This is a genomic window from Rhodoferax sp. (assembly GCF_028689295.1).
Lineage (GTDB): Bacteria > Pseudomonadota > Gammaproteobacteria > Burkholderiales > Burkholderiaceae_C > Rhodoferax.
In genome coordinates, this window is record NZ_JAQTWL010000001.1 from 408,076 (window position 1) to 434,343 (window position 26,268).

Annotated in this window: 24 protein-coding genes; 8 read left to right on the forward strand and 16 right to left on the reverse strand. The window is 62.0% G+C overall.

What is annotated here, in order from left to right; genetic code table 11:
- Positions 1-3 precede the first annotated feature (3 nt).
- The 3 genes from rocF to PHF15_RS02105 all read right to left on the reverse strand — a co-directional run bounded on the left by rocF (position 4) and on the right by PHF15_RS02105 (position 2,673).
- Positions 4-939 carry an arginase gene (gene rocF / locus PHF15_RS02095; RefSeq protein ID WP_300118447.1) on the reverse strand — a complete coding sequence of 312 codons (936 nt, stop codon included), beginning with the start codon at positions 937-939 and terminating at the stop codon, positions 4-6.
- The gene (locus PHF15_RS02100) at positions 936-2,060 is read right to left on the reverse strand and encodes an ornithine cyclodeaminase (protein ID WP_300118449.1); all 1,125 of its coding nucleotides are present in this window, start codon (positions 2,058-2,060) and stop codon (positions 936-938) included. The genes rocF and PHF15_RS02100 overlap by 4 nt, the downstream gene beginning before the upstream one ends.
- A gap of 154 nt (positions 2,061-2,214) precedes the next feature.
- On the reverse strand, positions 2,215-2,673 hold the full coding sequence (locus tag PHF15_RS02105; protein ID WP_300118451.1) for an Lrp/AsnC family transcriptional regulator: 459 nt from the start codon (positions 2,671-2,673) through the stop codon (positions 2,215-2,217).
- A 113-nt stretch (positions 2,674-2,786) separates the two neighbouring features.
- Here PHF15_RS02105 and PHF15_RS02110 point away from each other — a divergent pair, with 113 nt between their 5' ends.
- The 6 genes from PHF15_RS02110 (at position 2,787) to PHF15_RS02135 (ending at position 9,833) form a co-directional block, all read left to right on the forward strand.
- Positions 2,787-3,968 carry a KamA family radical SAM protein gene (locus PHF15_RS02110; protein WP_300118453.1) on the forward strand — a complete coding sequence of 394 codons (1,182 nt, stop codon included), beginning with the start codon at positions 2,787-2,789 and terminating at the stop codon, positions 3,966-3,968.
- Positions 3,969-4,036: 68 nt separating this feature from the next.
- Complete coding sequence (locus PHF15_RS02115) at positions 4,037-5,074, forward strand: L-erythro-3,5-diaminohexanoate dehydrogenase (protein WP_300118455.1); 1,038 nt, start codon at positions 4,037-4,039, stop codon at positions 5,072-5,074.
- 56 nt (positions 5,075-5,130) lie between these two features.
- Complete coding sequence (locus PHF15_RS02120; protein WP_300118457.1) at positions 5,131-6,159, forward strand: hypothetical protein; 1,029 nt, start codon at positions 5,131-5,133, stop codon at positions 6,157-6,159.
- A 37-nt stretch (positions 6,160-6,196) separates the two neighbouring features.
- The gene (locus PHF15_RS02125) at positions 6,197-8,590 is read left to right on the forward strand and encodes a lysine 5,6-aminomutase subunit alpha (protein WP_300118459.1); all 2,394 of its coding nucleotides are present in this window, start codon (positions 6,197-6,199) and stop codon (positions 8,588-8,590) included.
- Complete coding sequence (locus PHF15_RS02130) at positions 8,591-9,019, forward strand: hotdog domain-containing protein (RefSeq protein WP_300118461.1); 429 nt, start codon at positions 8,591-8,593, stop codon at positions 9,017-9,019.
- 1 nt (position 9,020) lies between these two features.
- Positions 9,021-9,833 (forward strand): 3-keto-5-aminohexanoate cleavage protein, encoded by an 813-nt coding sequence (locus PHF15_RS02135; protein WP_300118464.1) that lies wholly within the window; start codon positions 9,021-9,023, stop codon positions 9,831-9,833.
- Between the two features lie 3 nt (positions 9,834-9,836).
- Here the strand turns inward: PHF15_RS02135 and PHF15_RS02140 are convergent, their stop codons facing one another.
- The 5 genes from PHF15_RS02140 to PHF15_RS02160 form a co-directional block, all read right to left on the reverse strand.
- Positions 9,837-10,610 carry an ATP-binding cassette domain-containing protein gene (locus PHF15_RS02140; protein WP_300118467.1) on the reverse strand — a complete coding sequence of 258 codons (774 nt, stop codon included), beginning with the start codon at positions 10,608-10,610 and terminating at the stop codon, positions 9,837-9,839.
- A 105-nt stretch (positions 10,611-10,715) separates the two neighbouring features.
- Positions 10,716-11,846, reverse strand: coding sequence for a succinylglutamate desuccinylase/aspartoacylase family protein (locus PHF15_RS02145; protein WP_300118470.1), 1,131 nt, complete (start codon positions 11,844-11,846; stop codon positions 10,716-10,718).
- A gap of 18 nt (positions 11,847-11,864) precedes the next feature.
- Positions 11,865-12,578, reverse strand: a complete 714-nt coding sequence (locus tag PHF15_RS02150; RefSeq protein WP_300118473.1) for an ABC transporter permease subunit — start codon at positions 12,576-12,578, stop codon at positions 11,865-11,867.
- Positions 12,578-13,276, reverse strand: coding sequence for an ABC transporter permease (locus PHF15_RS02155; protein WP_300118476.1), 699 nt, complete (start codon positions 13,274-13,276; stop codon positions 12,578-12,580). The genes PHF15_RS02150 and PHF15_RS02155 overlap by 1 nt, the downstream gene beginning before the upstream one ends.
- A gap of 71 nt (positions 13,277-13,347) precedes the next feature.
- Positions 13,348-14,115, reverse strand: coding sequence for a transporter substrate-binding domain-containing protein (locus tag PHF15_RS02160; RefSeq protein ID WP_300118479.1), 768 nt, complete (start codon positions 14,113-14,115; stop codon positions 13,348-13,350).
- Between the two features lie 158 nt (positions 14,116-14,273).
- Between PHF15_RS02160 and PHF15_RS02165 the strand changes: the two genes are divergently transcribed.
- A complete protein-coding gene (locus tag PHF15_RS02165; protein ID WP_300118482.1) occupies positions 14,274-15,794 on the forward strand; it encodes a bifunctional aminoglycoside phosphotransferase/ATP-binding protein in 1,521 nt (506 codons plus the stop codon).
- 89 nt (positions 15,795-15,883) lie between these two features.
- On the opposite strand, the gene PHF15_RS02170 is transcribed toward PHF15_RS02165, so the two are convergent.
- The 8 genes from PHF15_RS02170 to PHF15_RS02205 form a co-directional block, all read right to left on the reverse strand.
- Positions 15,884-18,451, reverse strand: a complete 2,568-nt coding sequence (locus PHF15_RS02170) for an FtsX-like permease family protein (protein WP_300118484.1) — start codon at positions 18,449-18,451, stop codon at positions 15,884-15,886.
- A 57-nt stretch (positions 18,452-18,508) separates the two neighbouring features.
- Complete coding sequence (locus PHF15_RS02175) at positions 18,509-18,805, reverse strand: type II toxin-antitoxin system RelE/ParE family toxin (RefSeq protein ID WP_300118486.1); 297 nt, start codon at positions 18,803-18,805, stop codon at positions 18,509-18,511.
- Positions 18,793-19,083, reverse strand: a complete 291-nt coding sequence (locus tag PHF15_RS02180) for a CopG family ribbon-helix-helix protein (protein WP_300118489.1) — start codon at positions 19,081-19,083, stop codon at positions 18,793-18,795. The genes PHF15_RS02175 and PHF15_RS02180 overlap by 13 nt, the downstream gene beginning before the upstream one ends.
- 77 nt (positions 19,084-19,160) lie before the next feature.
- A complete protein-coding gene (locus tag PHF15_RS02185) occupies positions 19,161-19,454 on the reverse strand; it encodes an antibiotic biosynthesis monooxygenase (RefSeq protein ID WP_300118492.1) in 294 nt (97 codons plus the stop codon).
- A gap of 38 nt (positions 19,455-19,492) precedes the next feature.
- Positions 19,493-21,280 (reverse strand): aminodeoxychorismate synthase component I, encoded by a 1,788-nt coding sequence (pabB, locus tag PHF15_RS02190; RefSeq protein WP_300118495.1) that lies wholly within the window; start codon positions 21,278-21,280, stop codon positions 19,493-19,495.
- An 11-nt stretch (positions 21,281-21,291) separates the two neighbouring features.
- Complete coding sequence (locus PHF15_RS02195; RefSeq protein ID WP_300118497.1) at positions 21,292-21,984, reverse strand: ABC transporter ATP-binding protein; 693 nt, start codon at positions 21,982-21,984, stop codon at positions 21,292-21,294.
- Complete coding sequence (gene miaA, locus PHF15_RS02200; RefSeq protein ID WP_300118500.1) at positions 21,981-22,982, reverse strand: tRNA (adenosine(37)-N6)-dimethylallyltransferase MiaA; 1,002 nt, start codon at positions 22,980-22,982, stop codon at positions 21,981-21,983. The genes PHF15_RS02195 and miaA overlap by 4 nt, the downstream gene beginning before the upstream one ends.
- Complete coding sequence (locus PHF15_RS02205; RefSeq protein WP_300118503.1) at positions 22,982-24,193, reverse strand: multidrug effflux MFS transporter; 1,212 nt, start codon at positions 24,191-24,193, stop codon at positions 22,982-22,984. Before PHF15_RS02205 ends, miaA begins: the two co-directional genes overlap by 1 nt.
- A gap of 87 nt (positions 24,194-24,280) precedes the next feature.
- Between PHF15_RS02205 and PHF15_RS02210 the strand changes: the two genes are divergently transcribed.
- Positions 24,281-26,137 carry a diguanylate cyclase gene (locus PHF15_RS02210; RefSeq protein ID WP_300118507.1) on the forward strand — a complete coding sequence of 619 codons (1,857 nt, stop codon included), beginning with the start codon at positions 24,281-24,283 and terminating at the stop codon, positions 26,135-26,137.
- The last annotated feature ends 131 nt before the right edge of the window (positions 26,138-26,268 follow it).

The following is a 26,268-nucleotide window of genomic DNA, read 5'->3' on the forward strand; positions in this document are numbered from 1 at the left end:
GGTTTAAGTACGCATGAGTGTACTTTTACCGAACAGGCTTTCAATCAGGTCAACGGCCAGTTCGGCCGTCTGGTTGCACTGGTCCAGGGCCGGGTTGAGCTCCACCACATCGAGCGAGGCGAGCCGCCCGGTGTCGGCAATCATTTCCATGCACAGTTGCGCCTCGCGGTAGGTCGGGCCGCCACGCACGGTGGTGCCCACGCCCGGGGCGATGCCGGGGTCCAGAAAGTCCACATCCAGACTCACATGCAAATGGGTGTTGGCATCGACCAGCGCCAGCGCCAGTTCCATGGTGTGGCGCATGCCCATCTCGTCGATGTAGCGCATGTCGAACACCTCGATCCCCATGTCGTGCACCAGGCGCTTTTCGCCGGCGTCAACGCTGCGGATGCCAATCTGGCGAATCTCCTTGGCGTGCAGCGCGGGCACATGACCGCCAATCCGGATCAGTTCCTGCGGCCCCTGACCACACAGGCAAGCCACCGGCATGCCGTGGATGTTGCCGCTGGGGGTCATGGTGGCGGTGTTGAAGTCGGCGTGGGCATCAAACCACAGCACGCGCAGTTTCTTGCTCTGAGCGCGGCAGTGGCGCGCCACCGCGCTGATAGAGCCAATCGCCAGGGAATGGTCGCCGCCCAGCATGATGGGCAGACGGTTGGCAGTCAGTTCGGCATAGGTGGCGTCATGCAGCTGTTGGTTCCACTGCACCACCTCGGGCAAGTGCCGAAAACCGTTCACGGCCGCCAGCCATGGGTTGGCGGGGCCGCTGAGGTTGCCGCAGTCCTTCACATCCAGGCCGAATTGCGCGATGGCCTGCCCAATGCCGGCAACACGCAGCGCTTCCGGCCCCATGCGCGAGCCCAGCGTGCCGGCGCCGATGTCGGTGGGGACGCCGATCAGGCTGACACCCTTGACACCCGTCGCAGGCAGGCTGCTCACGCCGGGACGCTCAAGGCGTTGGCTAGCGCTGACGCGACGGCGTGTTGGCCCGCTTTATCCCATTGAGGTTCCTGGGTGGCATGCGTGTCCGGATGAATCAGCACGAACAGGTCTTTCGGGTTGACCAGTTCGGGTATCAGCGACACCGGTTGGCCCATGCCGAGCTCCCGAGCGGCATCACGCATGAAGCGCAGCGCCGAGTAATCCTGCAGCGCAAAACCGACCGAATCAAACAGCGTGATCTGGTCAGCCGCGCGGCGGCCGGGCGCCTGGCGTGCCAGCACTTGCCAAAGCTCGGTCACGGCAAAATCAGCGGGCAGGTGCTGCAGGTCGCCCTCGATGCGGGTTTGCGGTTCGTACTCGACAAACACTGCGCTGCGCCGCAACACGTCGGGGTGCAGCTCGGTCTTGCCCGGGCAGTCGCCACCCACGCCGTTGATGTGCATGCCGGGTTCGATCAAATCGGCGGTCAGGATGGCGGCATTGGTCTTGTCTGCGGTCACGGTGGTCACGATGTCGGCGCCGCGCACGGCTTGCGCAATGCTGCTGCAAACCGTCAGGCGCAGATTGGTCGAGCGCAGGTTGGCGATCAGCTTTTCAGTGGCCTTGGGGTCGGTGTCGAACAGGCGGATTTCCTCGATGCCGAGCAGGTAGTGGAACGCCAGCGCCTGGAATTCGCTTTGGGCGCCATTTCCGATCAGGGCCATCGACTTGCTGTCGGGGCGCGCCAGTTCCTGTGCTGCCACCGCCGACATGGCGGCCGTGCGCAAGGCGGTGCTGAGGGTCAGTTCACTGAGGAACTCCGGAATGCCGGTAGCGACATCGGCCAGAACGCCAAATGCCATCACACAGGGCAGGCCGCTGAGGGTGTTTTTGGGGTGGCCGTTGACGTACTTGAAGGCGTAACTTTTGGCATCGGAGATCGGCATCAACTCGATCACGCCATCTTCGGAGTGGTTGGCCACGCGGGCGCATTTTTCAAAATCGTGCCAGCGCAGATAGTCGGCGCGAATGTACTCGGCCATACGCTTGAAGACGGTTTCGAGGCCGATTTTGTGAATCACGGTGGCCGCGTCGTGGACGCTGAGAAATTGGGTTTGGACGAGTTGAGGCAGTTTCATGATGGCTTGTTTCCTGATGTGAAAGAAGTATCTCAAGTCGTCATGCCAATGTAAATCGGCAGTTTCAATTAACAATAGTCAAAAAGTTGGCAAATAGGTAGTTCTTGATGTCACTTTGACAGAATCCATCTTGATGCTGAAGAGGCTTGCTTGGTTACTCGGGCCGATCGAGCTTGGTGGACAGCATGATGGTCGAAAACGTGTCCACCACGCCCTTGATCACGCGGATCTTGTCCAGTACGGCATCGAGCTCCTGCGTGGATTCAGTGATCAGCATGGCGCACAAGTCGTAGCGACCACTGACCGAATACAACTTGGTGATCTCATGGCGCCGGGACAGGGCACGCACCACGTCAGGCTCGTTTTGGGATTCCATCGAAATCAGCACCATGGCCCGAATGCCTTGGGACGCGCGCGGGCTGCTCACGCCCACGGTGTAGCCGGTGATGACGCCGGCATCCTCCAGCGCCTTGAGCCGCATTTGGGCGGTGCTGCGCGCGCAGCCCAGCGCTTTGGCGAGATTGACCATGGGCAGCCGGGCATTGACCTTGAGCAGCTCGATCAGTTGGTAGTCCAGCGCGTCAAGATTGGGTTTTTGAGGTGAATTCGCCATAGTGTTTAAAAAGCAATCAATTTGACTGAATTTTGACATTAATTTCAGGCAACTTGCTTGTTTTCAGCGGCGGCGTCAGTCCATAAACTTGAAGAACCACTCAGGAGACCCTCATGCTGCAAGCCGTCGAATTCGCCACCCCCAAAGTTTTCATGACCTATGAAGAGTTGCAGGCCTACGACCCGGAATCCGAATCCTGGCAAAAGCAGTTTGCCCGGCGTTACACCCACCACGCGCAGCTGCAAGGCGTTTTGAACCATGTGGAAGATGTCAACGACACTGTTTACAACAAGTTCGCCATTGCCGTCACACCTTACATGGCCAGGCTGATGGACCGCAACGACCCCAATTGCCCGATTCGTATGCAGTACCTGCCGTCGTTTCACGAAGAAACCAAGCCCGGTTTTGCCACCATGCTCGACCAGTTGGGTGAAGAAGGTGACACCGTTCCCGGCACCAGCATCGTGCACCGCTACCCGCGCCGCGTGCTGTTTCTGGTGAGCAACACCTGCGCCACGCTGTGCCGTTTTTGCACTCGCAAGCGCATGGTCAGCCAGCCCAACGGCTCGGTGCACAAGGACGAGATCGAGGCGTCGATCGACTACATTGCCAATAACAAGAACATCGAAGACGTGTTGCTCTCCGGCGGCGACCCGCTGACCTTTACCGACGAACGCCTTGATGAAATTCTGGGCATGATCCGCACCCGAGCGCCGCATGTGCGCTTCTTGCGCATCGGCTCGCGCATGGTGGTGCAAATGCCCACCCGCGTCACGCCCGAACTGTGCTCAGTGCTCGAAAAACACCGCGTGCAGATGATCAACATTCACATCAACCACCCCAAGGAAATTACACCGCTGCTGCGCAAGCGCGTCAAGATGCTGCAAAAGTCCGGCATCATGATGGGCTTGCAAACCGTGTGCCTCAGGGGGGTGAACGACAGCGTCGAAGTGATGCGCGAACTGTTCATGCAATCGGTCGAGATGGGGGTGCGTCCGTACTACGTGTACTCGACCGACATGGTCGAGGGTGCGCACCATTTCATCGTACCGCACCGTCGCATGCTCGAACTCTATGAAGGCCTGCGCGGCTGGATCAGCGGCCCAGCCGTGCCCACCTTCATTGTGGACGGCCTGGGTGGCCTGGGCAAGTTGCCCATCATCCCGAGTTATGTGCGCGAAGAGGCTTTGCCCGACGGCAGTGGCACCACCGTCAAGTGCAGAAACTACGCCGGCAAAACGGTCGAAATGCCCGGTCTGGGGCAAGACTTCAGCCTGCCCACCGCCAGCAATTAAAAACTAAGAACCTTGTGGGTCAGACCACTTCGCGAAGCGAACGTGCTCTGACCCCAACTGGAATGAATATGAAACACGGCTCCCCCTACGGCACACACCGTGTGCTTGAACCTCTTGGCGTGTTGCCCCAGCCCGCCTGGAAGCTCGACAACACGATGGAAATTTATGACAACGAAATCCTGATCGACGTGTCGGCGCTCAACATCGACTCGGCCAGTTTTACCCAGATCAAAAGCGCCACCGGTGGCGATGAAGCCAAGGTTGCCGAGAGGGTGATGGACATCGTGGCCCGGCGCGGCAAACACCACAACCCGGTGACCGGGTCGGGCGGCATGCTGATTGGCACGGTGGCCGAGATCGGCCCGGCGTTGCTCGGCAAGATCGACCTCAAGGTGGGTGACAAGATCGCCACGCTGGTGTCGCTGTCGCTGACGCCCTTGCGCATTGACGAGATCATAAAAATCCACATGAGCAAGGACCAGATCGAAATCAGGGGCCGCGCCATTTTGTTCGAAACCGGCCTGTATGCCAGATTGCCCGCTGACATTGACGAAAAGCTGGCGCTGGCCATTCTCGACGTGGCCGGGGCCCCGGCCCAGACGGCCCGCCTGGTCAAGGAGGGCGACACCGTGGTGGTGATTGGCGGCGGTGGCAAGTCGGGCACGCTGTGTGTCTATGAAGCCAAAAAGCGCGCCGGTTTGAGCGGTTGCGTCATTGGTGTGTCGCCGTTTGCCAATGACTGCCAGCGCATGCTTGATCTGGGTTGGGCAGACCACGCGCTGCAGGTGGATGCCACCGACGCGCTGGCCTTGATGGACGCTGTGGCTGGAGTGACCAACGGCAAGATGGCCGACGTGGTGATCAACTGCGTCAACATTCAGAACACCGAGATGGGCAGCATTCTGGCCACCAAACAGCACGGCAAGATTTACTTCTTTTCCATGGCCACCAGCTTCACCGCGGCCGCGCTGGGGGCCGAGGGTGTGGGCAAGGATGTGGAAATGATCGTCGGCAACGGTTATGCCACCGGGCACGCCGAGTTTGCGCTGTCGCTGCTGCGCGAGAGCGCCAAGCTGCGTGCCTTGTTTGAAAAGCTCTACGTTTAGGCAAAACAGTGACGACTTCATCCAGCCCACTTTGGGAACGCATCCAGGCCAGGGGCATGACCACTCTCGCCGTGATGGGCATGACCAAAAACACCGGGAAAACCGTGGCGCTGAACCATTTGCTGGCGCAGGCGGCGGCGTCCGGCGTGGCGCTGGGGGTCACGTCGATCGGGCGTGACGGGGAAGACCGCGACGCGGTGTTTTTTGTGCCCAAGCCGGCCATTGTGGTCTGGCCCGGCAACCTGGTGGCCACCGCACGTTTCACCCTGGAGCGTGCCAAGGTGCGCTACAAGCCCATTGACGCCACCGGCATTGACAGTCCGATGGGCGAAATTCTGGTGGTCAAGGTTCTGGAGCACGGCGAGATGGAAATTGCCGGGGCCTCGCGCAGTTCGGACCAGCTCACCGTGATTGCCCGGCTCAAGCAGTGTGGCGCCGCACTGGTGATTCTCGATGGCGCCCTGGGGCGCAGCCACCATGCCTCGCCGGCCATTGCCAACGGCGTGATTCTGGCGACCGGCGCCGCCATCGGCGGGGGCATCGGCGACGTGATCCGCAAGACGCGCGACCGGCTGGCCATTCTGGGCATTGCGCAGGTTGACGCGGCGACCCGCCGGCGGTGCGAGCCGGTATTTGCCCAAGGTGGTGTCGGTCTGTGGAACAGCCAGGACGAGACCGTGTTTCAGGCCGACATTGCCACGCTGAACGCCGCCGAAACCCTGCTGCAGTACGCCGAGTCGGATGTGGCCACGGTGGCACTCAGTGGCGCCGTGGGGCGCGCGCTGTGGCGGACGTTAAGCACATTGGCCACGCGCCGCCCTGGCCTGACCGTGGTGGTGAACGACGGCACCAAGCTGTTTGTCGAGGCCACCGATCTGGCGCTGTTGCAGAAGCTGGGCGCGCAAGTGGTGGCCTACCGCGGCATTCACCTGATCGGCATCACGCTCAACCCCTTCTCGCCGCTGGGCGGCAGTTTTGACGCACAAGCGTTCCTGGCCGCCGCCCGCGAAGCCTTTCCCGGCTATGGCGTCAGCGACGTGATGCTGGAAGAAGAGGGGAATTTGTCGTTGCGCTCCTCGCCATGACGGTAACCCGAACAACAGATTGAACAGAGAGAAAAACATGTCCCATTTACAACTCGACCAGGCGCAAATCGACCGCGCCCGCGACTCGGCGCGGCGCATTGCGCGGCAGGTCTTCGACGACATGTCGGGCTTCACCACCACCACCGTGGAGCGCGCCACGCTGCGCCTCATGGGGGTCGATGGGGTCGATGAGGTGGGTGTCCCGCTGCCAAACCGGGTGGTGAGCCATTTGCAGGCGCAAAACCTGCTACAACACGGTGCCGCCACGGTGCTGGCCGGGGCAATGGAAAAGCTTGGTCTGACGGCGCAGCAGGTTGCCGAGGCCGTGGCAAGCGGCAGCCTGACGCTGACGCGCCCGGCAGATGAAGCGGCCGCACGCGTTTGCGCGCAGGCGCAGGCCCGCACCATGTGCGACCACATTGCTGCGCAGCGCACCCAACGGACCGAGAAAATCGCCGCCAGCGGCGAAAACCCAACCCCCTGGCTCTACCTGATCGTGGCCACCGGTAACATCCACGAGGACGTGGTGCAGGCCCGTGCCGCCGCCGAGCAGGGGGCAGACATCATCGCGGTGATCCGGTCCACCGGCCAGAGCCTGCTGGACTATGTGCCTTATGGCGCCACCACCGAGGGCTTTGGCGGCACCTACGCCACGCAGGAAAACTTCAAGCTGATGCGCGCCGCGCTCGATGAAGTGGGGCAAAAAGTGGGGCGCTACATTCGCCTCACCAACTACTGCTCGGGCCTGTGCATGCCCGAGATTGCCGCCATGGGGGCCATTGAGCGTCTCGACATGATGCTCAACGACTCGATGTACGGCATCATCTTTCGCGACATCAACATGAAGCGCACCTTTATCGACCAGTTTTTCTCGCGCATGGTCAATGCCTATGCCGGCATCATCATCAACACCGGCGAAGACAATTACCTCACCACGGCCGACGCGTTTGATGCGGCGCACACCGTGCTGGCGTCCCAGCTCATCAACGAACAGTTTGCCGAGTTGTCGGGTTTGAAGCCCGAGCAGATGGGCCTGGGCCACGCCTTCGAGATTCATCCCGAGCTGGAAAATGGCTTCCTGTGGGAACTGGCCCACGCGCAGCTGGTGCGCCAGGTTTTTCCTGATGCCTGCCTGAAATACATGCCGCCCACCAAACACATGACTGGCAATATTTTCAAGGGCCATGTGCAGGACGCGCTGTTCAACATCGTGAGCACCGTCACCCAGCAAAATATCCACCTGCTGGGCATGATGACCGAGGCCATTCACACGCCATTCATCCAGGACCGCTTTCTGGCCATTCAAAACGCCAGGTACGTGTTTGGCACCATGAAGGATCTGCACTCGGAGATGGAATTCAAGCGTGGTGGCAAGATCGAGCAACGTGCCCAGGAGGTGCTGGCGCAGACCGAAGCCATGCTGGCCGAAATTGAGGCCATCAGCCTGCCAGGCGCCATTGGCAAGGGCATGTTTGCCGAAATTTCGCGCACACCGACCGGGGGCAAGGGGCTGGATGGTGTGATCGCGAAGGCACCTGACTACTACAACCCGTTCCCTGATCTCATGCTGCCAGCCACCCAAGGAGCCGACCATGTTTGTGGGTTTTTGGGGTCAGAGCCCAAATTCGCGCTGCCTCCGGCAGCCCCTTCGGGTGCGGTGCAAAGCCCCGCAGCGAAATTGGTGTCTGACCCCAATAACCCAGTCAAGCCCTACGGCGACACGCTCGGAGACGGGCGCGTGCAGCTCTCGTTTACCCTGCCGGTCGCGCTGGATGAGCGCGCCAAGGAAGGCGCCAAGCGCCTGGCGGCCCAGATGGGTCTGGATGAACCTGCTGTGGTGCACTGCGAAGATATGGGCCAGGGCTTCAGCTTTTACGTGGTCTATGGCCAGTGCAAACACCAGGTGGACCTGAGCAGTTTTTCAGTGGTCAAGCCCGAGTACGAGGTGCTGGACAAGGAAGGCATCAACGCGCTCATCGCCGCAAAAATGGGGCGCCGCATGGTGGTGGTGGGGGCCTGCATCGAGACCGACGCCCACACTGTCGGCATTGACGCCATCATGAACATGAAGGGCTACAACGGCCACAAGGGGCTGGAGAGTTATCACGAAATCCGCGCCATCAACCTGGGCGCCCAGGTGGACTCCGAGGACCTGGTGACCCGGGCGATTGAAGAGCAGGCCGATGTGATTCTCGTGTCACAGGTGGTGACACAAAAGAACATCCACCTCGACAACCTGACCAAGCTGTCGGACCTGCTGGAAGCCGAAGGGCTGCGCGACAAGGTGATCCTGGTGGTGGGCGGCCCGCGCATCAGCCATGAGCTGGCCAAGGAGCTCGGCTACGATGCCGGCTTCGGTGTCAAGAGTTATGCCGAGGATGTGGCATCCTTTGCCATCCACGAGTGGATCAACAGAAGAAAGGCGGCTTGAATGAGCGCTAACCCGATGGAAAATTTCACCAGCCTGATCCGCCTGCGCATGGGTGCCCACGATGCCCATTACGCGGGCGACCTGGTCGATGGCGCCAAGATGCTGCATTTGTTTGGCGACGTGGCGACCGAGTTGCTGATTCGCAGCGACGGTGACGAAGGCCTGTTCGTGGCCTATGACAACGTGCAGTTTCTGGCGCCGGTTCATGCAGGCGACTACATCGAGGCCACGGGTCGCATCGTGGCCATGGGCAAGACCTCGCGCACGATGGTGTTCGAGGCGCGCAAAGTCATCGCCCCGGCCGGTGTGGCCGGCCAGGCTTCCGCGGCCGATGTGCTGGCCGAGCCGGTTGTGGTGTGCAAGGCCTCCGGCACCTGCGTGGTGCCCGTAGCGTGTCAGCGCATCACCCACGCCACTGTGACCTGCTGACATGGACAAACTCATCATCACCGCCGCGCTGACCGGTGCCGAGGTGACCCGCGCACAGCAGCCGGCATTGCCCATCACGCCAGAAGAAATTGCAGACGCGGCCTATGAATGCGCCCGGGCCGGTGCGTCCATCGTGCATGTGCATGCCCGTTGGCCCGACGGCACACCGACGCAGGACAAGGAAACTTATGGCCAGATCATTGCGGCGGTGCGCGCACGCTGCGATGTGATCGTGCAGGTATCCACCGGCGGTGCAGTCGGCATGACACCGCAGGAGCGCCTGGCCCCGGTCACACTCAAACCCGAGATGGCGACGCTGTCCATGGGCACGGTGAATTTTGGCGGCGATGTGTTCATGAACCACCCCGCCGAGATGGAGATTTTTGCCGCTGCCATGCGTGACCACGGCGTGAAACCCGAGCTTGAAATTTTTGACAGCGGCATGCTGACCACAGCGCAACGCTGGCTCAAAAAGGGCCTGATCCAGGGTCCGCAGCACTTCGACTTTGTGCTGGGCATTCCCGGTGGCATGGCCGGCACCCCCGAGGCGCTGATGTACCTGCGATCTCAATTGCCAGCGCAGTCCACCTGGACCGTCGCGGGAATCGGTCCGGCACAGCTGCCGCTGGGCACGTTGGCCATCGTGCTGGGTGGCCATGTACGCGTGGGCTTTGAGGACAACGTGTACTACCGCAAGGGTGAACTGGCCACCAGCAACGCGCAATTGGTGGCGCGTATCGCCCGCATCAGCCGGGAGCTCGACCGGCCGGTCGCCACGCCCGACGAAGCACGCGCGATGCTCGGCCTGATCTGAGCCTTATTTCAAACTGCCCGATAAAAACTGCGCCAGCCGCACGCTCTTGGGGCTGGCCAGCACCTGGGCCGGCACACCTTCTTCCTCGATCTGGCCCTTGTGCAAAAAGATCAGGTGGTTGGCCACTTCGCGGGCAAAGCCCATCTCGTGAGTGACGACCACCATGGTGCGGCCCTCGTGCGCCAGGTCTTTCATGACCTTGAGCACCTCGGACACCAGTTCGGGGTCGAGCGCGCTGGTGGGCTCGTCGAACAGCATCACCTCGGGCTCCATGGCCAGCGCGCGGGCAATTGCCACGCGCTGCTGCTGGCCGCCGCTCAGGTGCGCCGGATAGGCGTCTTCCTTGCCGTCGAGCCCCACTTTGGCCAGGTACTTGCGGGCAATGTCAATGGCCTGGTCGCGCGGCACCTTCATCACATGCACTGGCGCTTCGATGATGTTTTGCAGCACCGTCATGTGCGCCCACAGGTTGAAATGCTGGAACACCATGGCCAGCCGGGTGCGCATCATGGCCAGCTGTTTGGGATTGGCAGCGTGCAGCTCGCCATGCTTGTCGGGGTTCAGGTGCAGCTCTTCGCCGGCCACGATGATGCGACCCTGGTTCGGTTTTTCCAGCAGGTTGATGCAGCGCAGGAAAGTGCTTTTGCCAGAGCCAGAGCTGCCAATGATGCTGATCACGTCGCCCGCGTGAGCGGTCAGCGACACGCCCTTGAGCACCTCGTTGGCACCAAAGCGCTTGTGGATGTTTTCTACCTGGAGTTTGATCGTGGTGGTCATGGCAATATTTCCCGATTGTCATCGCGAGCGTAGCGTGGCGATCCATGGATTGCTTCACTTCGTTCGCAATGACGGCATTGATTCATGGGTGGTCCAGTGTGCCAGTCATGCGCCCAGCAGATCGCCGCTACGAAACGCCAGGGTGCCGGCAATCTTGCCGACCTCGCCACCGGCGGTGATGTAGCGGTCGCGGATGCGGGCATAAAACACACCGGCAACGCCCGCCGCGATGCGCTGGCGGGTGTTGGCAATCGGGTCGATGATTTCGGCCACCAGATCGCCGATGGCCAGCATTTGCCCCACTTCTGCCGCAAACACCACAACGCCCGGGCTGGTCGCGCAAAGGGTTTCGGAGCCCGCCAGCGGTGTCGCCGGGCACAGGGCTGCGGGCACTTGGGGTGGCTGCTGGCAGGCCAAAACTCCGATGAACTGTAGCCAGCCCACAATGGCCTGCGCATCCGCTGCAGCCCAGGCGTGACTCACGTCGAGCTCGCCGCGCAGCTCGATGGTGGTGCTGCAGCAGCCTTGCGTCAGCGGCGCGCTGCAGCCCTTGGCTTGGAGGCGCTCGGCCAGTTGCCACCAGGCGCCCGACAGGCATTCGTCGATGGGCCGGTTGCCCGAGCTTTTGGCCAGCAAAATCGCCCGGGCGCCCAAAAAGTGCGCCAGTTCCTGCATCTGCGGCCAGCAGGCTTCTTCGGTGTAAAAGTGCAGCACGCCTTCGCAGTCGCAATGTAGGTCGAGCATGAAATCGGCATCATGCGCCAGCAGCAGCAGTGTGCGGCGCATGCTTTGCAGCTCGGTTGCAGGGGTCCAGCGCCTGATGTAGTCGCCCATGGCACGGCGCACCAGGCCCACATTGGCCAACGCGTCATCGCCCAGCTGCTTGATCACAACAGACTCAACCGCCGCCGCCAAATCGGGGTAATGCCGGTTGAAGTTTTCCGAGGTGTCCAGCTCAAAGCGACCCATGGGCTTGTGGTCCAACCGCTGCGCCAGGCCAATCGGGTTGGCCACTGGCACCAGCACCACCTCACCCAGGATTTGCCCGGTTGCCTCAGATGCTTCGAACAGCGCGCGCAAATGGTGCGCCACCAGCATGCCGGGCAGTTCCTCGGCGTGCAGGCTGGCCTGGATGTAAATTTTGCGGCCGCTGCCGGGCTTGCCAAAATGAAAGCTGGTGAGCGTCTTGTGGCTGCCAAGGCTGGGCGAGAGCAGCGGGTGGTCAATGCGTTGCATGGGTCGGTTTCAAAGGTATCAGCCCCTGCGCGTTGACAGGTAGGCCAGCAAGCGGCCTTCCGAGAAACGGAAGAAGCCGATCAGGCAAAACGAGGCGGCGAGGTAAATGGCCGCAGCCGCCAGATAGGCTTCGAACGGCAGGTAGTAGGTGGCGTAAATGCGGCTCGCCGCCGAGGTGATGTCGAGCATGTTGGGCACCGCGCTGGCCAGACTGGTGGCGTGCAGCATCATCACCACCTCGTTGCTGTAGGCGGGCAGGGTGCGGCGCATGGCGCTGGGCAGCACCACCCGGAGCATGGTCTGAAAGCGGCTCATGCCGTAGGCGTGGGCGGCCTCGATCTCGCCGGCGCTGGTCTCGCGAATGGCCCCGGCCAGCATCTCGGCGGTGTAGCCGGCGGTGTTCAGGCTGAAGGCCAGCAGGGCACAAAAGAAGGGTTCCTTGAAGTAAGTCCAGGGCCAGACGGCGTCCCAGCGCTCCTGGATCCACTCCAACTGGCCCAGACCGTAATAGATCAGATAGACCTGGATCAGCAGCGGCGTGCCGCGAATCACAAAGGTGTAGGCACTGACCAGCCAGCGCAGCGGCGCCCAGGGGCCGGTCAGGATCAGCGCAAAAATGAGCGCCAGCACAGCCCCCACGGCCAGCGACGAAAACAGCAGCCACAGCGTGATGACGATCCCGTTGCCAAACAGCGCCAGGTTCTCGGGCTCGAAAATGACAGCCCATTCCATTAAAGTTGCACCCTTTTTGTGCCCAGGCTGTAGCGGGCATTGAGCTTTTTCAGGGCCATCAGGCTGATCGAGGTGTAAACCAGAAACAAGGCGCCGGTGAACAAAAAGAAGACAAAGGGCGAGCGCGTGGCGGCGCTGGCCTGCTTGGCCAGATAGGTCATTTCCTGCAAACCAATCAGGCTCACCAGCGCAGTGGCCTTGATCAGCACCAGCCAGTTGTTGGTGAAGCCGGGCAACGCGTAGCGCACCATTTGCGGCAGCGTGATGCGCAGGAAGGTTTGCGAGCGGCTCATGCCAAACGCCCAGGCGGCTTCCATCTGTCCCTTGGGAATGCTCAGAATGGCGCCGCGAAAGGTTTCGGTCATGTAGGCGCCGTAAATGAAACCGATGGTGATGACACCGGCGGCAAAAGGCTCGATGTCGATGGTGGCCTCGCTGCCCATCTTTTCAAGCAGGGTGTTGATGCCAATCGTGCCGCCGTAAAACACCAGCAGCATCAGCACCAGGTCAGGGATGCCACGGATGATGGTGGTGTAAAAAGTGCCCAGCGCCACCAGCACCGGGCGACCCGAGAGCTTGGCTGCGGCACCTGCCAGGCCCAGGATGACAGCCACCAGCAGCGCGCCCAAAGACACCCCCGCCGTGAGCAGGGAGCCCTGCAAAATAACCAGAAGGTAAGACTGCGTGGTGGAAGTCATGGGCAAATGGTCAGGAAACCAGAGGGGCGGCCCTTGCAACAGCGCATCGAGCCGACCTTTCAAACGGGCAATTACTTGCCGTAAACGTCAAACTTGAAGTACTTGTCGTTGATGGCCTTGTACTTGCCGTTGCCGCGGATCGCCTTGATGCCAGCGTTGAGTTCTTTCTTCAGGTCGGCCTGGCCCTTGCGCAAGGCAATGCCGGCGCCAGTGCCAAAGTACTTGGGGATGTAGAGTTCGGGGCCGACAAACTGGTAGTTTTCACCGCCCGGCTTGCTCAGGAAGCCGCCGCCCACTTCGAGCGTGTCAGCCACCGTGCCGTCCAGACGGCCTGCCTTGATGTCCAGATAGACCTGGTCCTGGGCGTCGTAAGAAACGATTTCGACGCCCTTGGTCTTGAGTTCGCCCTGAGCGTATTTTTCTTGCGTTGATGCCTTCAACACGCCAATTTTCTTGCCCTTGATGGAGGCCGGGCCGTCAAACTTGATGTCTTTCTTCAGCACGATCTTGCTGGGGGTGTTGTAGTACTTGTCGGTGAAGTCCACCTGTTTCAGGCGCTCTTCGGTGATCGACATCGAGCTGATGATCACGTCGTATTTTTTGGCCAACAGGCCGGGGATCATGCCGTCCCAGGCTTGCTCGACAAACACGCATTTGCGCTTGATCTGCTCGCACAGGGCGCTGGCAATGTCCACGTCAAAACCGGTGGGCTTGCCGTCAGCGGTCTTGAAGGTAAAGGGTTCGTAGGTGGGATCGATGGCAACCTTGAGGTCTTTGCCCTGGGCAAAAGCCGAAGCGCACAGGGCGCTGATGGCAGCAGCTAGCAAGAGTTTTTTCATACAGCAACTTTCTCAGTGAATGCCAGAGTCTCCCCCGGCGGGTTAATAAAAAATTAAAAACTGATTCTACGGTCTGGCCAAAGCCGGGCAGGGGTTGGTTTCTACTAGGTCATGCAAACATCGTGCCCAAAGTGCAAGCTTATGACACCAAATCTGGCATGATGACAACCATGGATGCCGATTTGCCACGTGTAATTGACGCTTTGCTCGATCCCGCGCGTTATCCAGGCGATGTCCGGCGCGTTGAATTGGTGCAAACCCACATCTCGTGGGTGCTGCTGGCGGGCGATTTTGCCTACAAGATCAAAAAACCGGTCAAGCTGTCGTTTCTGGATTTCAGCACGCTGGCGCTGCGCCACCGCTACTGCCTGGACGAACTGCGCCTGAACCGCCGTTTTGCGCCTGATCTGTACCTGGACGTGGTCGGCATTTTCAATACACCGCAAGACCCGCAGTGGCAAGGTTCTGGTGCGCCGATCGAATACGCCGTGAAGATGCACCGTTTTGAGGAGTCAAGCAGGTTGGACCATGTGTGCGCGCGTGGTGAGCTGCAGGCCGCACACCTGTCGGCGCTGGCAGATGCCGTGGTGGCTTTTCATCAAGCGGCAGCGGTGGCACCAAACGGTTCGTACTTTGGCTCTGGCCAGCACATCCTGCAGCCTGCCCTGGACAACTTCACCGATCTGCTGCGCTTTTTGCCTGAAGCTGGGTTGCAAAACCGGCTGGTCGCCCTGCGCCACTGGACGCAAGCGCAATTTGATCAATTGGCGCCCCTGATGCAGGCGCGCCAGCAAGCGGGTCGGGTGCGCGAGTGCCATGGCGACCTGCACTTGGCCAACATGGTGCTGATCGACGGTCGAGTGCAGTTGTTCGACTGCATCGAGTTCAACGAAGACCTGCGCTGGATCGATGTGGCCAGCGAAATTGCCTTTGTCTATATCGACCTGCTTGAACATCAGCAACCGGGGCTGGCCGACTGGCTGCTCGACGAGGTCTTGAGCCGTAGCGGCGACTACGAGGCGGCGCGCGTGTTGCGTTTTTACGCGGTCTATCGCGCCATGGTGCGGGCCAAGGTGGCGGCGCTGCGCCGGGTGCAAATCCAGGGTGATACTGATGAGGTCGAGGCCTATGTGGCGCTGGCCGAGCGCCTGCTGGCACCCCCGCCTGCCCGCTTGGTGATCACCCACGGCTTGTCGGGGTGCGGCAAAACGGTGGCCTCTGATGCGCTTTTGCAGACCGACCCGCATGCGTCAACGCTGCGCCTGCGCTCGGACGTGCAGCGCAAGCGCCTGTTCGGGCTGGCGCCCGGCGCCGCCAGTGGCTCCGGGGTGGGCGCTGGCATTTATGCGTTTGAGGCGCACGAGCGCACCTACGCGCACCTGCGCGAGCAGGCCGCCCTGCTGCTGCAAGCCGGCTGGTCGGTGGTGGTGGATGCGGCTTTTTTGAAGCGTGCCGACCGCGATGCTTTTCGTTTGCTGGCCCAGCAAATGGGTGCAGATTTCAGCATCCTGGCACCGCAGGCCAGCCCTGAGCAGTTGCGCCAGCGCATCTTGGCGCGCAGTGCCGCCGGGCACGACGCCTCAGAGGCCACGATGGCCGTGCTGGCGCAGCAAATGCAGGTCATCGAGCCTTTGGGGCCGGATGAAATTGGTTCTACCAGTGACTCCGACGCGTTGTAGGAGCGGCGCCCTCGCCGCGAAGGCTGTTTGAATTCATTCGCGGCGAGGGCGCCGCTCACACAAATACCTTCCCTCTGGCATGGTTGTGGCTACCAATCTTCCTTGACCGCCAGCACCGCATCCTGTCCCGCCGCCGCCTGCGCTGCCAGCCAGGCGGTCAGCGTGCCGGCGGCCACCACCGCCAGGCACAGGCCCAGCAGCTTGAGCCAGGGAAGCATCAAGTCCATGGTCCAGTGAAAGCTTTGGGGGTTCACCACATGCACCAGCACGCTGGAGACCACCAGTCCCAGGACCAGTCCCGCCAGCGCACCCAGCAGCGTCCAGGCGGCGCCCTCGAAAGCGACCACGGTCAGGATTTGCCGCCGTGTCAGCCCCAGGTGCGCCAGCAGGCCAAACTCCTTGCGCCGGGCCAGCACCTGGGCGCTGAAACTGGCGGCCACGCCAAACAGGCCAATCGCAATCGCCACCGCCTGCAGCCAGTAAGTCACGGCAAAACTGCGGTCGAAAATGCGCAGCGAGGTGGACCGGATCTGGCTCGGTGTGCCGAATTCCATCAGATCGCCAGCGCCAGAGCCCAACTGTTCCGCAAGTGCACGCAGCGCCTGCTGAAGCTGGGGTGCATCGTCAGGGTTGCTCAACCACAGTGCCAGGTCGTTGGCGCGTTGGTCGCCCGTGAGGCGCTCAAAGATGGAGCGGTCAATGGCAATGGCGCCGCTCTGACGCGCATAGTCGCGCCAGACACCCGCCACAAAATAGCTTGCCTTTGCTGCCTCTCCCGCTTGTGCCAGCGCATTGAAGGTTCTTCCCAGCAAGGCAAAGGGCTGGCCCGGCACGGCGCCATGCAGGTCCACCACCGCTTCGCTCACGTAAATGCCGATCTGCCCGGCGGGCACTGGCAGCGGCTCACCCACCAATGGCAGGTTTTTCGCAGGGTCCGACAACTCGCGGGCGATCAGCGCCACCGGAGGCAGACTCGGCTTGAGCAGCAGCGACACCACGCGCTGCGCCTGCAACTGCTTGACGCCGTTCAGGGCCGCAGCCGCTTGCACATATTCCGGGCTGAAATACACCGTGTCGCTGGAACCCAGGTTGGGGCTGCTGCGCACATACAAATCGGCGGGCAGCACCTGGTCCAGCCATTGCGTCACTGATTCCCGAAAGCTTGCCACCATTACCGTCAGCGCCACCGCCAGACTCAGCGATGCCACCACGCCGCTGACCGCCACCGCAGCCGTTTCGCGCTGGTGCCGGGCGCGCGCTACCGCCAGCAGTGGCAGGGTCTGGCGTGCCACCAGCGGCGCGATGCGATCCAGCAGCAGGCCAATCAGCCAGGGCAGGGCAGTGATGCCGCCCACCAGCAGCAGGGCCACCGATAAATAGGCAGCCACCGGAATGCCCCAAACGGCCGGGGCCTGGCTGAGCGCGGCACCGAGCAGGATCAACATCAGGCTGAGCCAGTGGTTGTGCGGGTTGACCGGCGCGCCGCCCAGCCCTTTGAGGGTTTGTGCCGGTGGCAGAGCTTGCGCCGCGCGGGCCGGCCACCAGCCGCCCGCCAGCGCGGCCGCCACGCCCATGGCGCCGTAGAGCAGCGCGGCCCAACCACTGAACTGCAGCTTGGGCGCGCTGCCGGCAAAAAAGCCGCCACCCAGGTCACCGCCGAGCACGTTCAGCGCCAGCGCCGCCAGCGCCGTGCCCAGGGCAATGCCGGCGGCGCTGCCCAGCAGGCCCAGGAAAAGCGATTCCCACAACACCAGGCTCAGCCGCTTGCGGCCACTCAGGCCCAGCACCCCCAGCAGGGCAAATTGCTGTGCCCGTTTGGCCACGCTCAAAGACAACACCGAGAACACCAGAAACGCCCCGGTGAACAGGGCAATAAAAGCCAGCACGGTCAGGTTCACGCGGTAGGCGCGCGACAGGTTGTTGATCTGCGACTGCGCATCACCGGGCACCGTCAGGGTGAGGTTGGCGGGCCAGTCGGGCGCGTCTTGCAGGCTGCGGACAAAGTCGTCGCGATTCACCCCCGTTTTTAGCGCCAGGTCGATGCGGCTGAGCTGGCCCTGCTTGCCAAACAACTCCTGCGCTGCGCCGATGTCCATCACCGCCAGCGCCCGGCCGCTGGCGCGCACGGTGCCGGCGACGGTGACCGGCAGCAGTTCGAGACCGCTTTGCAGTTGCAGTCCCGACCCTGCCAACGCTTGCGCGGCAGGGTTCAAAAAAACCTGTCCCGGTGCAAACAACACGAAGCGGTCGTTTGCGCCCTGGGCGCTGCGGCGGGTGGGCAGCGGCATCAGATCGGGCGCCACAAAGGCCACCACCAGCGCATCGACACCGACCACTTTCAGGCTGCGCTTGCCCTCGGGCGTGACGGCGTAAGTGCCCACTTCGAGCACGGGTGACGCCCGCGCCACCTGCGGCAATTTGGCCACGCGCGCAAACAGCGCCTCGTCGAACTGGCCCTGCACGCCGCGCAATTCCAGGTCGGGCTGGCCGCCCACCGAGCGTGCCGCTTGCGAGAACTCGTCGAGCGCGCTGGCGTTGATCAAATGTACCGAGAACGCCAGCGCCACACCCAGCATTACCGCCACCACCGCGGCCGCGTTGCGCCACGGGTGGTGTTTGAGCTCTTGCCAGGAGAAGGTTTTGAGCAGGTCAAGCATGGGGTGGGGCGTCAGTCACAAAAGCAGCAGGGTTGACAGCTGACCAGAATGCCATGTTCAGTCCTTGTAACCCACTTCTCTTTGGTGTCGAACCGCCAGAATGGTGACAACATCGCCGTCATGGTGGTACATGGCGACATAACCACTGTGGCCAAAGTCAATCATCCATTCCCGGAATTCGGGTGGCATTTCGTCGATGGGACGTCCAATGCCGGGTTGCAGTGCAAGCACCTTGACCTCTTGCCGGATGGCCTTGACCGCACTTTTGGCGGCGTCGCCATTTTTGCTTGCCAAAAACCGATAAAGGCGCTGAACGTCAAGCAGGGCCGGCGGTGACCAGATCAAACGTGGCATGCGGGCGGCACTTCATCTTGTCCGTCTTCCAGCTTGCCCAGCCAGAGATCAGCCTCTGTGGCTGTGACGTGCAGGCCGTTGGCCTGGTAGTCGTGCCATGCTCGCAGGCCGTCTTGTCGGAAAATTTCGCGCTTTTCTTCGCGTTCAACATACTGGCTGATCGCCTCGCGCATCAACCAGTGCGATGTCCTTTGGCGCGCTTCTGCCAGGCGTTGCACACGCGCTTTGGTTTCCATGTCAATTTTGATGGTCATGGGGTGGGTGGCGGTTGCTGTCATGGTGACTTCCAGTCTGGAATGATGAAGTAATACCTTATCACAACTTGGGGAGAATGCGTGCTTATTCGGGATTCAAATCAAAGCATCACCCGGTATTCGCGCGAAATCTCGGCCACTTGCACCACGTAGGATTCATACCAGCGTTCTCGGCCAAGCTGCTGGGCCAGTACATGCTCTGAATGCGACTTCCAGGCCCGGATGTGTTCCTCGGAAGGCCAATAAGACAGGGCAATTTCGTCTTGGCCTTCGGTCACTGCGGTGAACTCAAGGCAGCCGAACTGACCCAGTGCCAACTCGCGCATGCGCGCCGCGACCTGGGTGTATTCGCTGTCAGCGTTGCGAACCTTGGCGCGAAATATGACGACGAACATGTGTGTTTCCTTTGGTTTTTCAGGGGACGGCGCTGAAATTATCCGAGCAGTTGGGCAACCAGCCAGCCGCGCAGGCTGTTCACGAAAGCCAGCGCCTGCACCCGCGGCAGGTCGTCAAGCCGCACCACGGCTTCAAGCAGACGGCCTTCCTTTAAATACTGATCCCGCCCGATGCCGTCGAGCAAGCCGCAGCGCAGCGGCGGTGTCACCCAGCGGCCATCGAGCAGCAGGGCGATGTTGCCGCGCGTGCATTCGGTCAGCTCGCGGGCGTCGTTGTAGAGCAGCGTGTCGAACACGGCAGGGTCGGTGGGGGCAAAGGCCTCGTAATGGGCGCGATGCGTGGTTTTGAAGCGGGTGAACTCGCTGTGCGCTTCACCGAACGGCCGACTTGCCAGCTGCAGCGTCACCAGCGATGGTGAAGGCGGCAGTGCAAAGGCCTGCGCCTGTGGGTGGCCCTTGTCATCCAGCAGCAGGCGCACGCGCCATGCATAGTCGTCATTGCGAGTCGCGTCAGCGACGTGGCAATCCATGAATTCAGGGGCCATGGATTGCTTCACTGCATTCGCAATGACAGCCTCATCAAATGGAAACCCGAAATGTGCTGCCGCCCGCTTCAACCGGGCCAGGTGGGCATCCAGATGATGAAAAACGCCGCCTTCCAGGCGCAGTGTTTCCAGCAGCTTGAACGACTCGCTGGCGCGCTCCAGAAAGCCGCGCTTGATGCGCCATTCCTGCCATTCGGCCTCTGCCGTGGCGTCCGCAGTGATGCCGCTGCCGATGCCGCAGGTGGCTTGTTTGCCGCGCAATGTGACGGTGCGAATCGCCACGTTGAAGGTGGCGTGGCCGCCGGGGCGCACCACGCCGATGGCACCGCAGTAGATGCCGCGCGGTTCCGGCTCCAGCGCCCCGATCATGCGCATTGCCTGAACCTTGGGCGCGCCGGTGACCGAGCCGCACGGAAACAGCGCGCTGAAGACCGCGCACAGGCTGGTGCCGGGCCGGGTGGTGGCGGTCACGTCGGACACCATTTGCAGCACCGTGGGCAGCGTTTGCACGGTAAAAAGATGCGGTACCTTGACCGTATGCGGCTGCGCGATGCGCGACACGTCGTTGCGCAGCAAATCGACAATCATCACGTTCTCGGCGCGCTCCTTGGGCGAGGCCACCAGCGCGGCGGCCAGCGTGGCGTCTTCCCCGGCGCTGCTGCCACGCGGCGCGGTGCCTTTCATGGGGCGCGTCAGCAACTGCCCGCCTTGCAGGCCTTGCCCGTTTTTCCAGTCAAAAAACAGCTCGGGCGAAACCGACAGCACCTGCTCGAAGCCGCTGTCGATGAAGGCCGCGTAGCCCTGGGGCTGGGCGCGGTGCAGGCGCCTGAAGAGCGTTTGCGGGTCGCCTGAAAAAGCGCCATGCAGCGGCGCGGTGTAGTTGACCTGGTACAAATCACCCGCCGCAATGGCCTGGTGCATGCGGTCCATGGCCACGTCGAAGTCCGCCCGGCTCAATCCGCTTTGCCACTGCACGCGGGTGGCGTCATCTTCATCCGATGTTTCGGCGGGCCACGGCAGAGCCTGGGCATAGACGCCGAACCAGGCGAGCGGGCCGTCGGCTTCATGCACTTTGAGCGCGGCATCAAACGCGGGCGCGGCTTCGTAACGCAGATAACCCACGCACCAGAAGCCTTGTTTTGCCAAGGCATCGACGGCTTCCAGCAGCGGCTTGACCTGCTCGGGCGTGTGCGCCACCAGCGATTGCTCCGGCTGGTCAAAAGCGCAGCGCAAGGCAGCCTGCTGGCCATGCGGATCACAAAAATCAAGCAGCACCTGCATACGGCCCGGTTTCAGGCGTTGGTGTTTGTGGCCACGGGCGCGTCGGTGCTGCTGGCGTAGCTGACCAGCCCGGTGGCGGTCAGCGTCAACACCCGGTCGGCGCGTTTGGCCGCGGCCACCGAATGCGTCACCAGCACCATGGCGGCGCCGTGCTGGCGGGTTTGCTCGACCAGCGCGTCCATCACGCGCGCGGCCGTGCTTGGGTCGAGGTTGCCGGTGGGCTCGTCGGCCAGCAGCACCATCGGCCGGTGCACCAGGGCGCGGGCAATGGCCACGCGCTGCAACTGGCCGCCGCTGAGCTGCTGCGGCAGGCGAGAGCCCAAACCGGTCAACCCTACGGCATCGAGCATGGCCTGGACACGTGCGTCGTCATGCTGGCCCAGCAACATCAGCGGCAAGGCCACGTTTTGCGCCACGCTCAGATGCGGCAGCACGTGAAAGGCCTGAAACACAAAACCGGTTTTCTCCCGGCGCAGCCGTGCCAGTTGCTCGTCGCTGAGCGTGCCCAGATCCTGCCCATCGAGCAGCACCGTCCCGCTGTCCCAGCTGTCCAGGCCCGCCATGCAGTTGAGCAGGGTGGATTTGCCCACGCCCGACTCGCCCACGATGGCGACAAATTCGCCCGGCGCCACGCGCAGCGACACCTGGCTGAAGACTGGCGTCTGGCCATAGCTTTTGCTTAAGTTGTTGATGATCAGGGTCATGGCGGGCCTTCAACAAAACGCCGTACTAGCGCCAGCACCTGCTCCAGCGCATTCGGCGCATCACAGGCCACCACTTGGCGTTCGGGCATGGAGCGCAGCCAAGTGATCTGGCGCTTGGCGAGCTGGCGCGTGGCGGCAATGCCCTTGTCGCGCAGCTCGGTCAGGAGCGGCAGGCCAGCCAGACCGCGCATTTCATGCGCGTCCAAATACTCCCAGGCCTGGCGGTAGCCGACGCAGCGCATGGAAGGCAAATCAGGGTGCAGGTCGCCGCGCACCCGTAACGCCCGCACCTCGTCCAGAAAACCAGCCGCCAGCATGGCATCGAAGCGCTGGGCGATGCGCTGGTGCAGCCAGGCGCGGTCGTTCGGTTCCATTGAAATCAGCAGGCAGTCCGGGTCATGAAGGGGTGCCTCTGGTGCGTCAGAATTTCTGGTCTGAAACGACGACAGCGGGCGCCCGCTGATGCGAAACACCTCCAACGCCCGTGAGATGCGTTGCGAGTCGGCCGGGGCCAGCCGTGCGGCGGTGTCCGGGTCCAGTTGCGCCAGCTTGGCGTGTAACGCGGGCCAGCCTTTTTGCGCCGCTTCCAGCGCAATCGCTTCCCGAATGGCCGGGTCGGCGCGCGGCATGTCGTCGAGCCCGTCGCGCAGCGCCTTGAAATACAGCATGGTGCCACCCACCAGCAGCGGCAGCTTGCCGCGCGCCGTGATGTCTGTCATCAACTGCCTGGCGTCGGCCACGAACTCGGCGGCGCTGTAGGCCTGCAGCGGGTCGCGGATGTCGATCAGGTGGTGCGGCACCGCGGCCAGTTCGGCGGCGCTGGGTTTGGCCGTGCCGATGTCCATGCCGCGGTACACCAGCGCCGAATCGACACTGATGATCTCCACCGGCCAAGCCTGTGCAATCGCCAGCGCCGCCACCGTTTTGCCCGACGCGGTGGGGCCGGCCAATGCCAGATAGCGAGGCAGTGCAGCATTTAATTGGAATCTGACCCCCATTATTTTGGCTCCCCGTACTTTTGCACCAGCGTCCAGGCCGTCAGCGCAATCAGCGCGCTCCAGAACCACATGCCCAGCGTGAGCGGCAGCACGGTGCCGTCCATGTGGCCACCGAGCCAACTGCCCATGGCAAACGCGGCCAGCATCATTAAAAAGCCGTTCAAGGCCGAGGCCGCGCCGGCAGCGTGCGGGAACGGCCCCACCGCGCCACTTTGACCGCAGGGCTGGTGGATGCCGTGGCCGATGACAAACAGCAACTGCGGCAGCATGATGGCCCACACGTTTTGTACGCCAGCCAGGCTGAGCCCGGCCATCAGCGTGCCGCCAGCAAGGGACAGCACGCCGGCCCATTTGAGGGTGCGGCGCACGCCAAGGCGCGCCAACCAGAAACGGCACAAAAAGGTACCGCCGATGTAGCCCAGCGAGTTCAGTGCCATCAATGCGCCGTACTGTGTTTTGCTCAGACCCAGCACATTCATGAAGACAAATGACGATGCTGCCAAAAAGGTGAACAGGCCACCGTAGGAAGCCGCTGACAGCGCTGAAAAAGCCATGAAAGTGGGGTGACGAAAAATGCTTTGCCAGGTTTTGAACAGTGTGGCGGCTTGCAGGGCTCGGGGGTTTTTGCGTTGCAGGGTTTCTTCAAAACGCCAGGCGATCATGCCCAGACTGGCAGCGCCGAAGATAGCCAGCGCCAACAGGGCAAAACGCCAGTTGAACGCCTCTGTCAGCAGCCCGCCGACAGGAGCACTTAAGAAGGCAATCACGCCCAGACCGCTCAAGCCCTTGCTCATGACCCTCGCGCCTTGCACTGGTGCATACAAGTCGCGCACGATGGCGCGTGCGCACATCACCGCCGCGCCCATGGCGGCACCTTGCACCGTGCGCCACACAATCAGGGCGGTCATGCCGGGAGCCAGCGTGCTGCCAATGGCCGCAAGCACGTAAGCACTCAGGCCGATCAGCAAGACGGGTCGTCGGCCAAAGCGGTCGGACAGCGGCCCCCACACCAGTTGAGACACCCCAAACGCCAGCAGCAGCGCCGTCAGCGTCAACTGCGCCTGGTGCATGGGCGCGCCAAAACCGGTGGTGAGCACCGGCAACGCGGGCAAATACAGGTCGGTGGTGACGGGCTGCAGGCCAAGCAAAAGCGACAGCAGCAGCACGATCACGGCAGGCGGCATGGCTGTGGCAGTGGCTTGATTTGGCATGGCGGGGAGCGTAGCAGATGCGCCAGGCGGGGTGGGCGTAAACTCAACATAAAAAATAAGGTGATGCTTGATAAAAAGGAGACGCTGTTGAGTCAACGCTGGCGAAATCGGTTACCCCACTTGGTCGCCTGGGGCCTGGCACTGGCTGCCGTTTTGGCATTGCTGTTGCTCACGCGTCAGGTGACCCAGTCCGAGTTGCACGAGAACGAGCGCAGCGCCCGGCGTGAGCTCTCCAATCTGTCACGTCTGAGCCAGGAGCACGTCACCCGCACCTTGCACGCCGCAGACCAGACGTTGCAATATATTCGCACGCTCTACCAGCGCGATGGCATGGCGCTTGATTTGGCTGCGCTGGTGCGTCAGGATGTGCTGGACATCGACCTGTTTCACCAAGTGGGCATCATTGACGCGCACGGCATTTACCGCATGAGCAACTTGCCCGATACGCCGCCTGTCAACCTGGCCGACCGGGAACACTTCAAGGTGCATGTGGCGCGCCAAACCGACGAGTTGTTTGTTTCGCAGCCGGTGTTGGGGCGGGTCTCCAACAAATGGACGATTCAGCTCACACGGCGTCTCAGCCTGCCTGACGGCAGCTTTGCCGGCGTGGCGGTGGCGTCGCTGGATGCGGATTACTTTGCCAGGTTTTACGCCAGTCTCGACTTGGGGCGCCAGGGCAATGCGATGTTGCTCGCGCGTGACGGTAGGGTGTTGGCACAGCGTGACAAGATGCCAACGGATGCGGGACTGGTTTTGCGACAAGCCCAGACCGAAGGTTTTTTTGATCTGGATGCACCCCTTGACAACACGCCGCGCTTGTACCACTTCAGGCCGGTGCCGGATTTTCCGCTGTCTGTGGCAGTGGCTTTCGGCAAGCCGGAGTACCGTGAGTTTGTTCGGCAGAGAACTCAACGGAATTGGCTGCTGGCGACCCTTGGCAGCCTGTTGCTGCTGGGTTTTGCCGCCCTTTTTTCGTGGAATCAGCACCGTGCCCAGCGGCAACACCAACAATTGGCGCTCAGCCATGAGCACATGAAACTGGCGCTGGACAGTGGTGGCTTGGGCTTGTGGTCCTGGAATCTGGTCACCGGCGATTTTGAGGTGGATCAGCGTTTGCTGGAGATGCTGGGTTTTGCACCAGGTGAAGTGCAGCCAGACAACCATCTTTTTGCCAAGCTGCTGCACCCTGACGACAGGGAAAACCTGCGCGAGTTGTTGCCGCCGGTGCTGACAGGCGAGGTGCCACGCTTGCTTCTGGACCATCGCCTGCGGCACAAGGAGGGACATTGGGTTTATTTGATGGCCCGTGGCCAGGTGGTCGAGCGCGACACGGCGGGCCGGGCACTGCGCATGGCGGGCACCGATGTGGATCGCAGCGAACAAAAGCGGTTGGAGGAAGAGATTCGTCGAATGGCGTTTTTCGACCCGCTGACGCAGTTGCCCAATCGACGCTTGTTGATGGACCGTTTGCAACAAATGAGTGCAGCGCAGGTGCGTACCAGCCAGATGGCGGCGGTGCTTTTTATGGATCTGGACCGGTTCAAGCTGCTCAACGACAGCCATGGCCATGACCAGGGTGATGAGCTGTTGATTCAGGTGGCGCAGCGCCTGCGGGCCTGTGTGCGCCAGGCTGATACCGTGGCGCGTCTGGGTGGCGATGAGTTTGTGGTGGCCCTGGCACAGTTGGGTAATGATGCAGATATGGCGCATGCAGGTGCCCGAGCCGTGGCTGACAAGATTTTGCGAGCCATGGCTCAGCCGTTTGTCTTGACCGAAGTCACCTGGAGCTTGTCGGCCAGCATTGGTGTGGCGCTGTTGCTTGATGCCAGGGCTTTGCCTGAAGATATTTTGAAACAAGCCGATGTTGCCATGTACCAGGCAAAGGCTGCAGGCCGCAATGGAGTGCAGTTTTTTAATGACCGATCAGGCCCGGCCGCTGGCTAGCGCTGTCCGGAAAGTGGCGCAGTTCTGCGCAAGGCGCTCTTCGTATGCTGGCGCACAGACGCCCGTCCAATGCCCCGGCATAGTCGGGTTGGTGTCGATTGGATCCCGATGGGACCAGGACACGCAAGGTG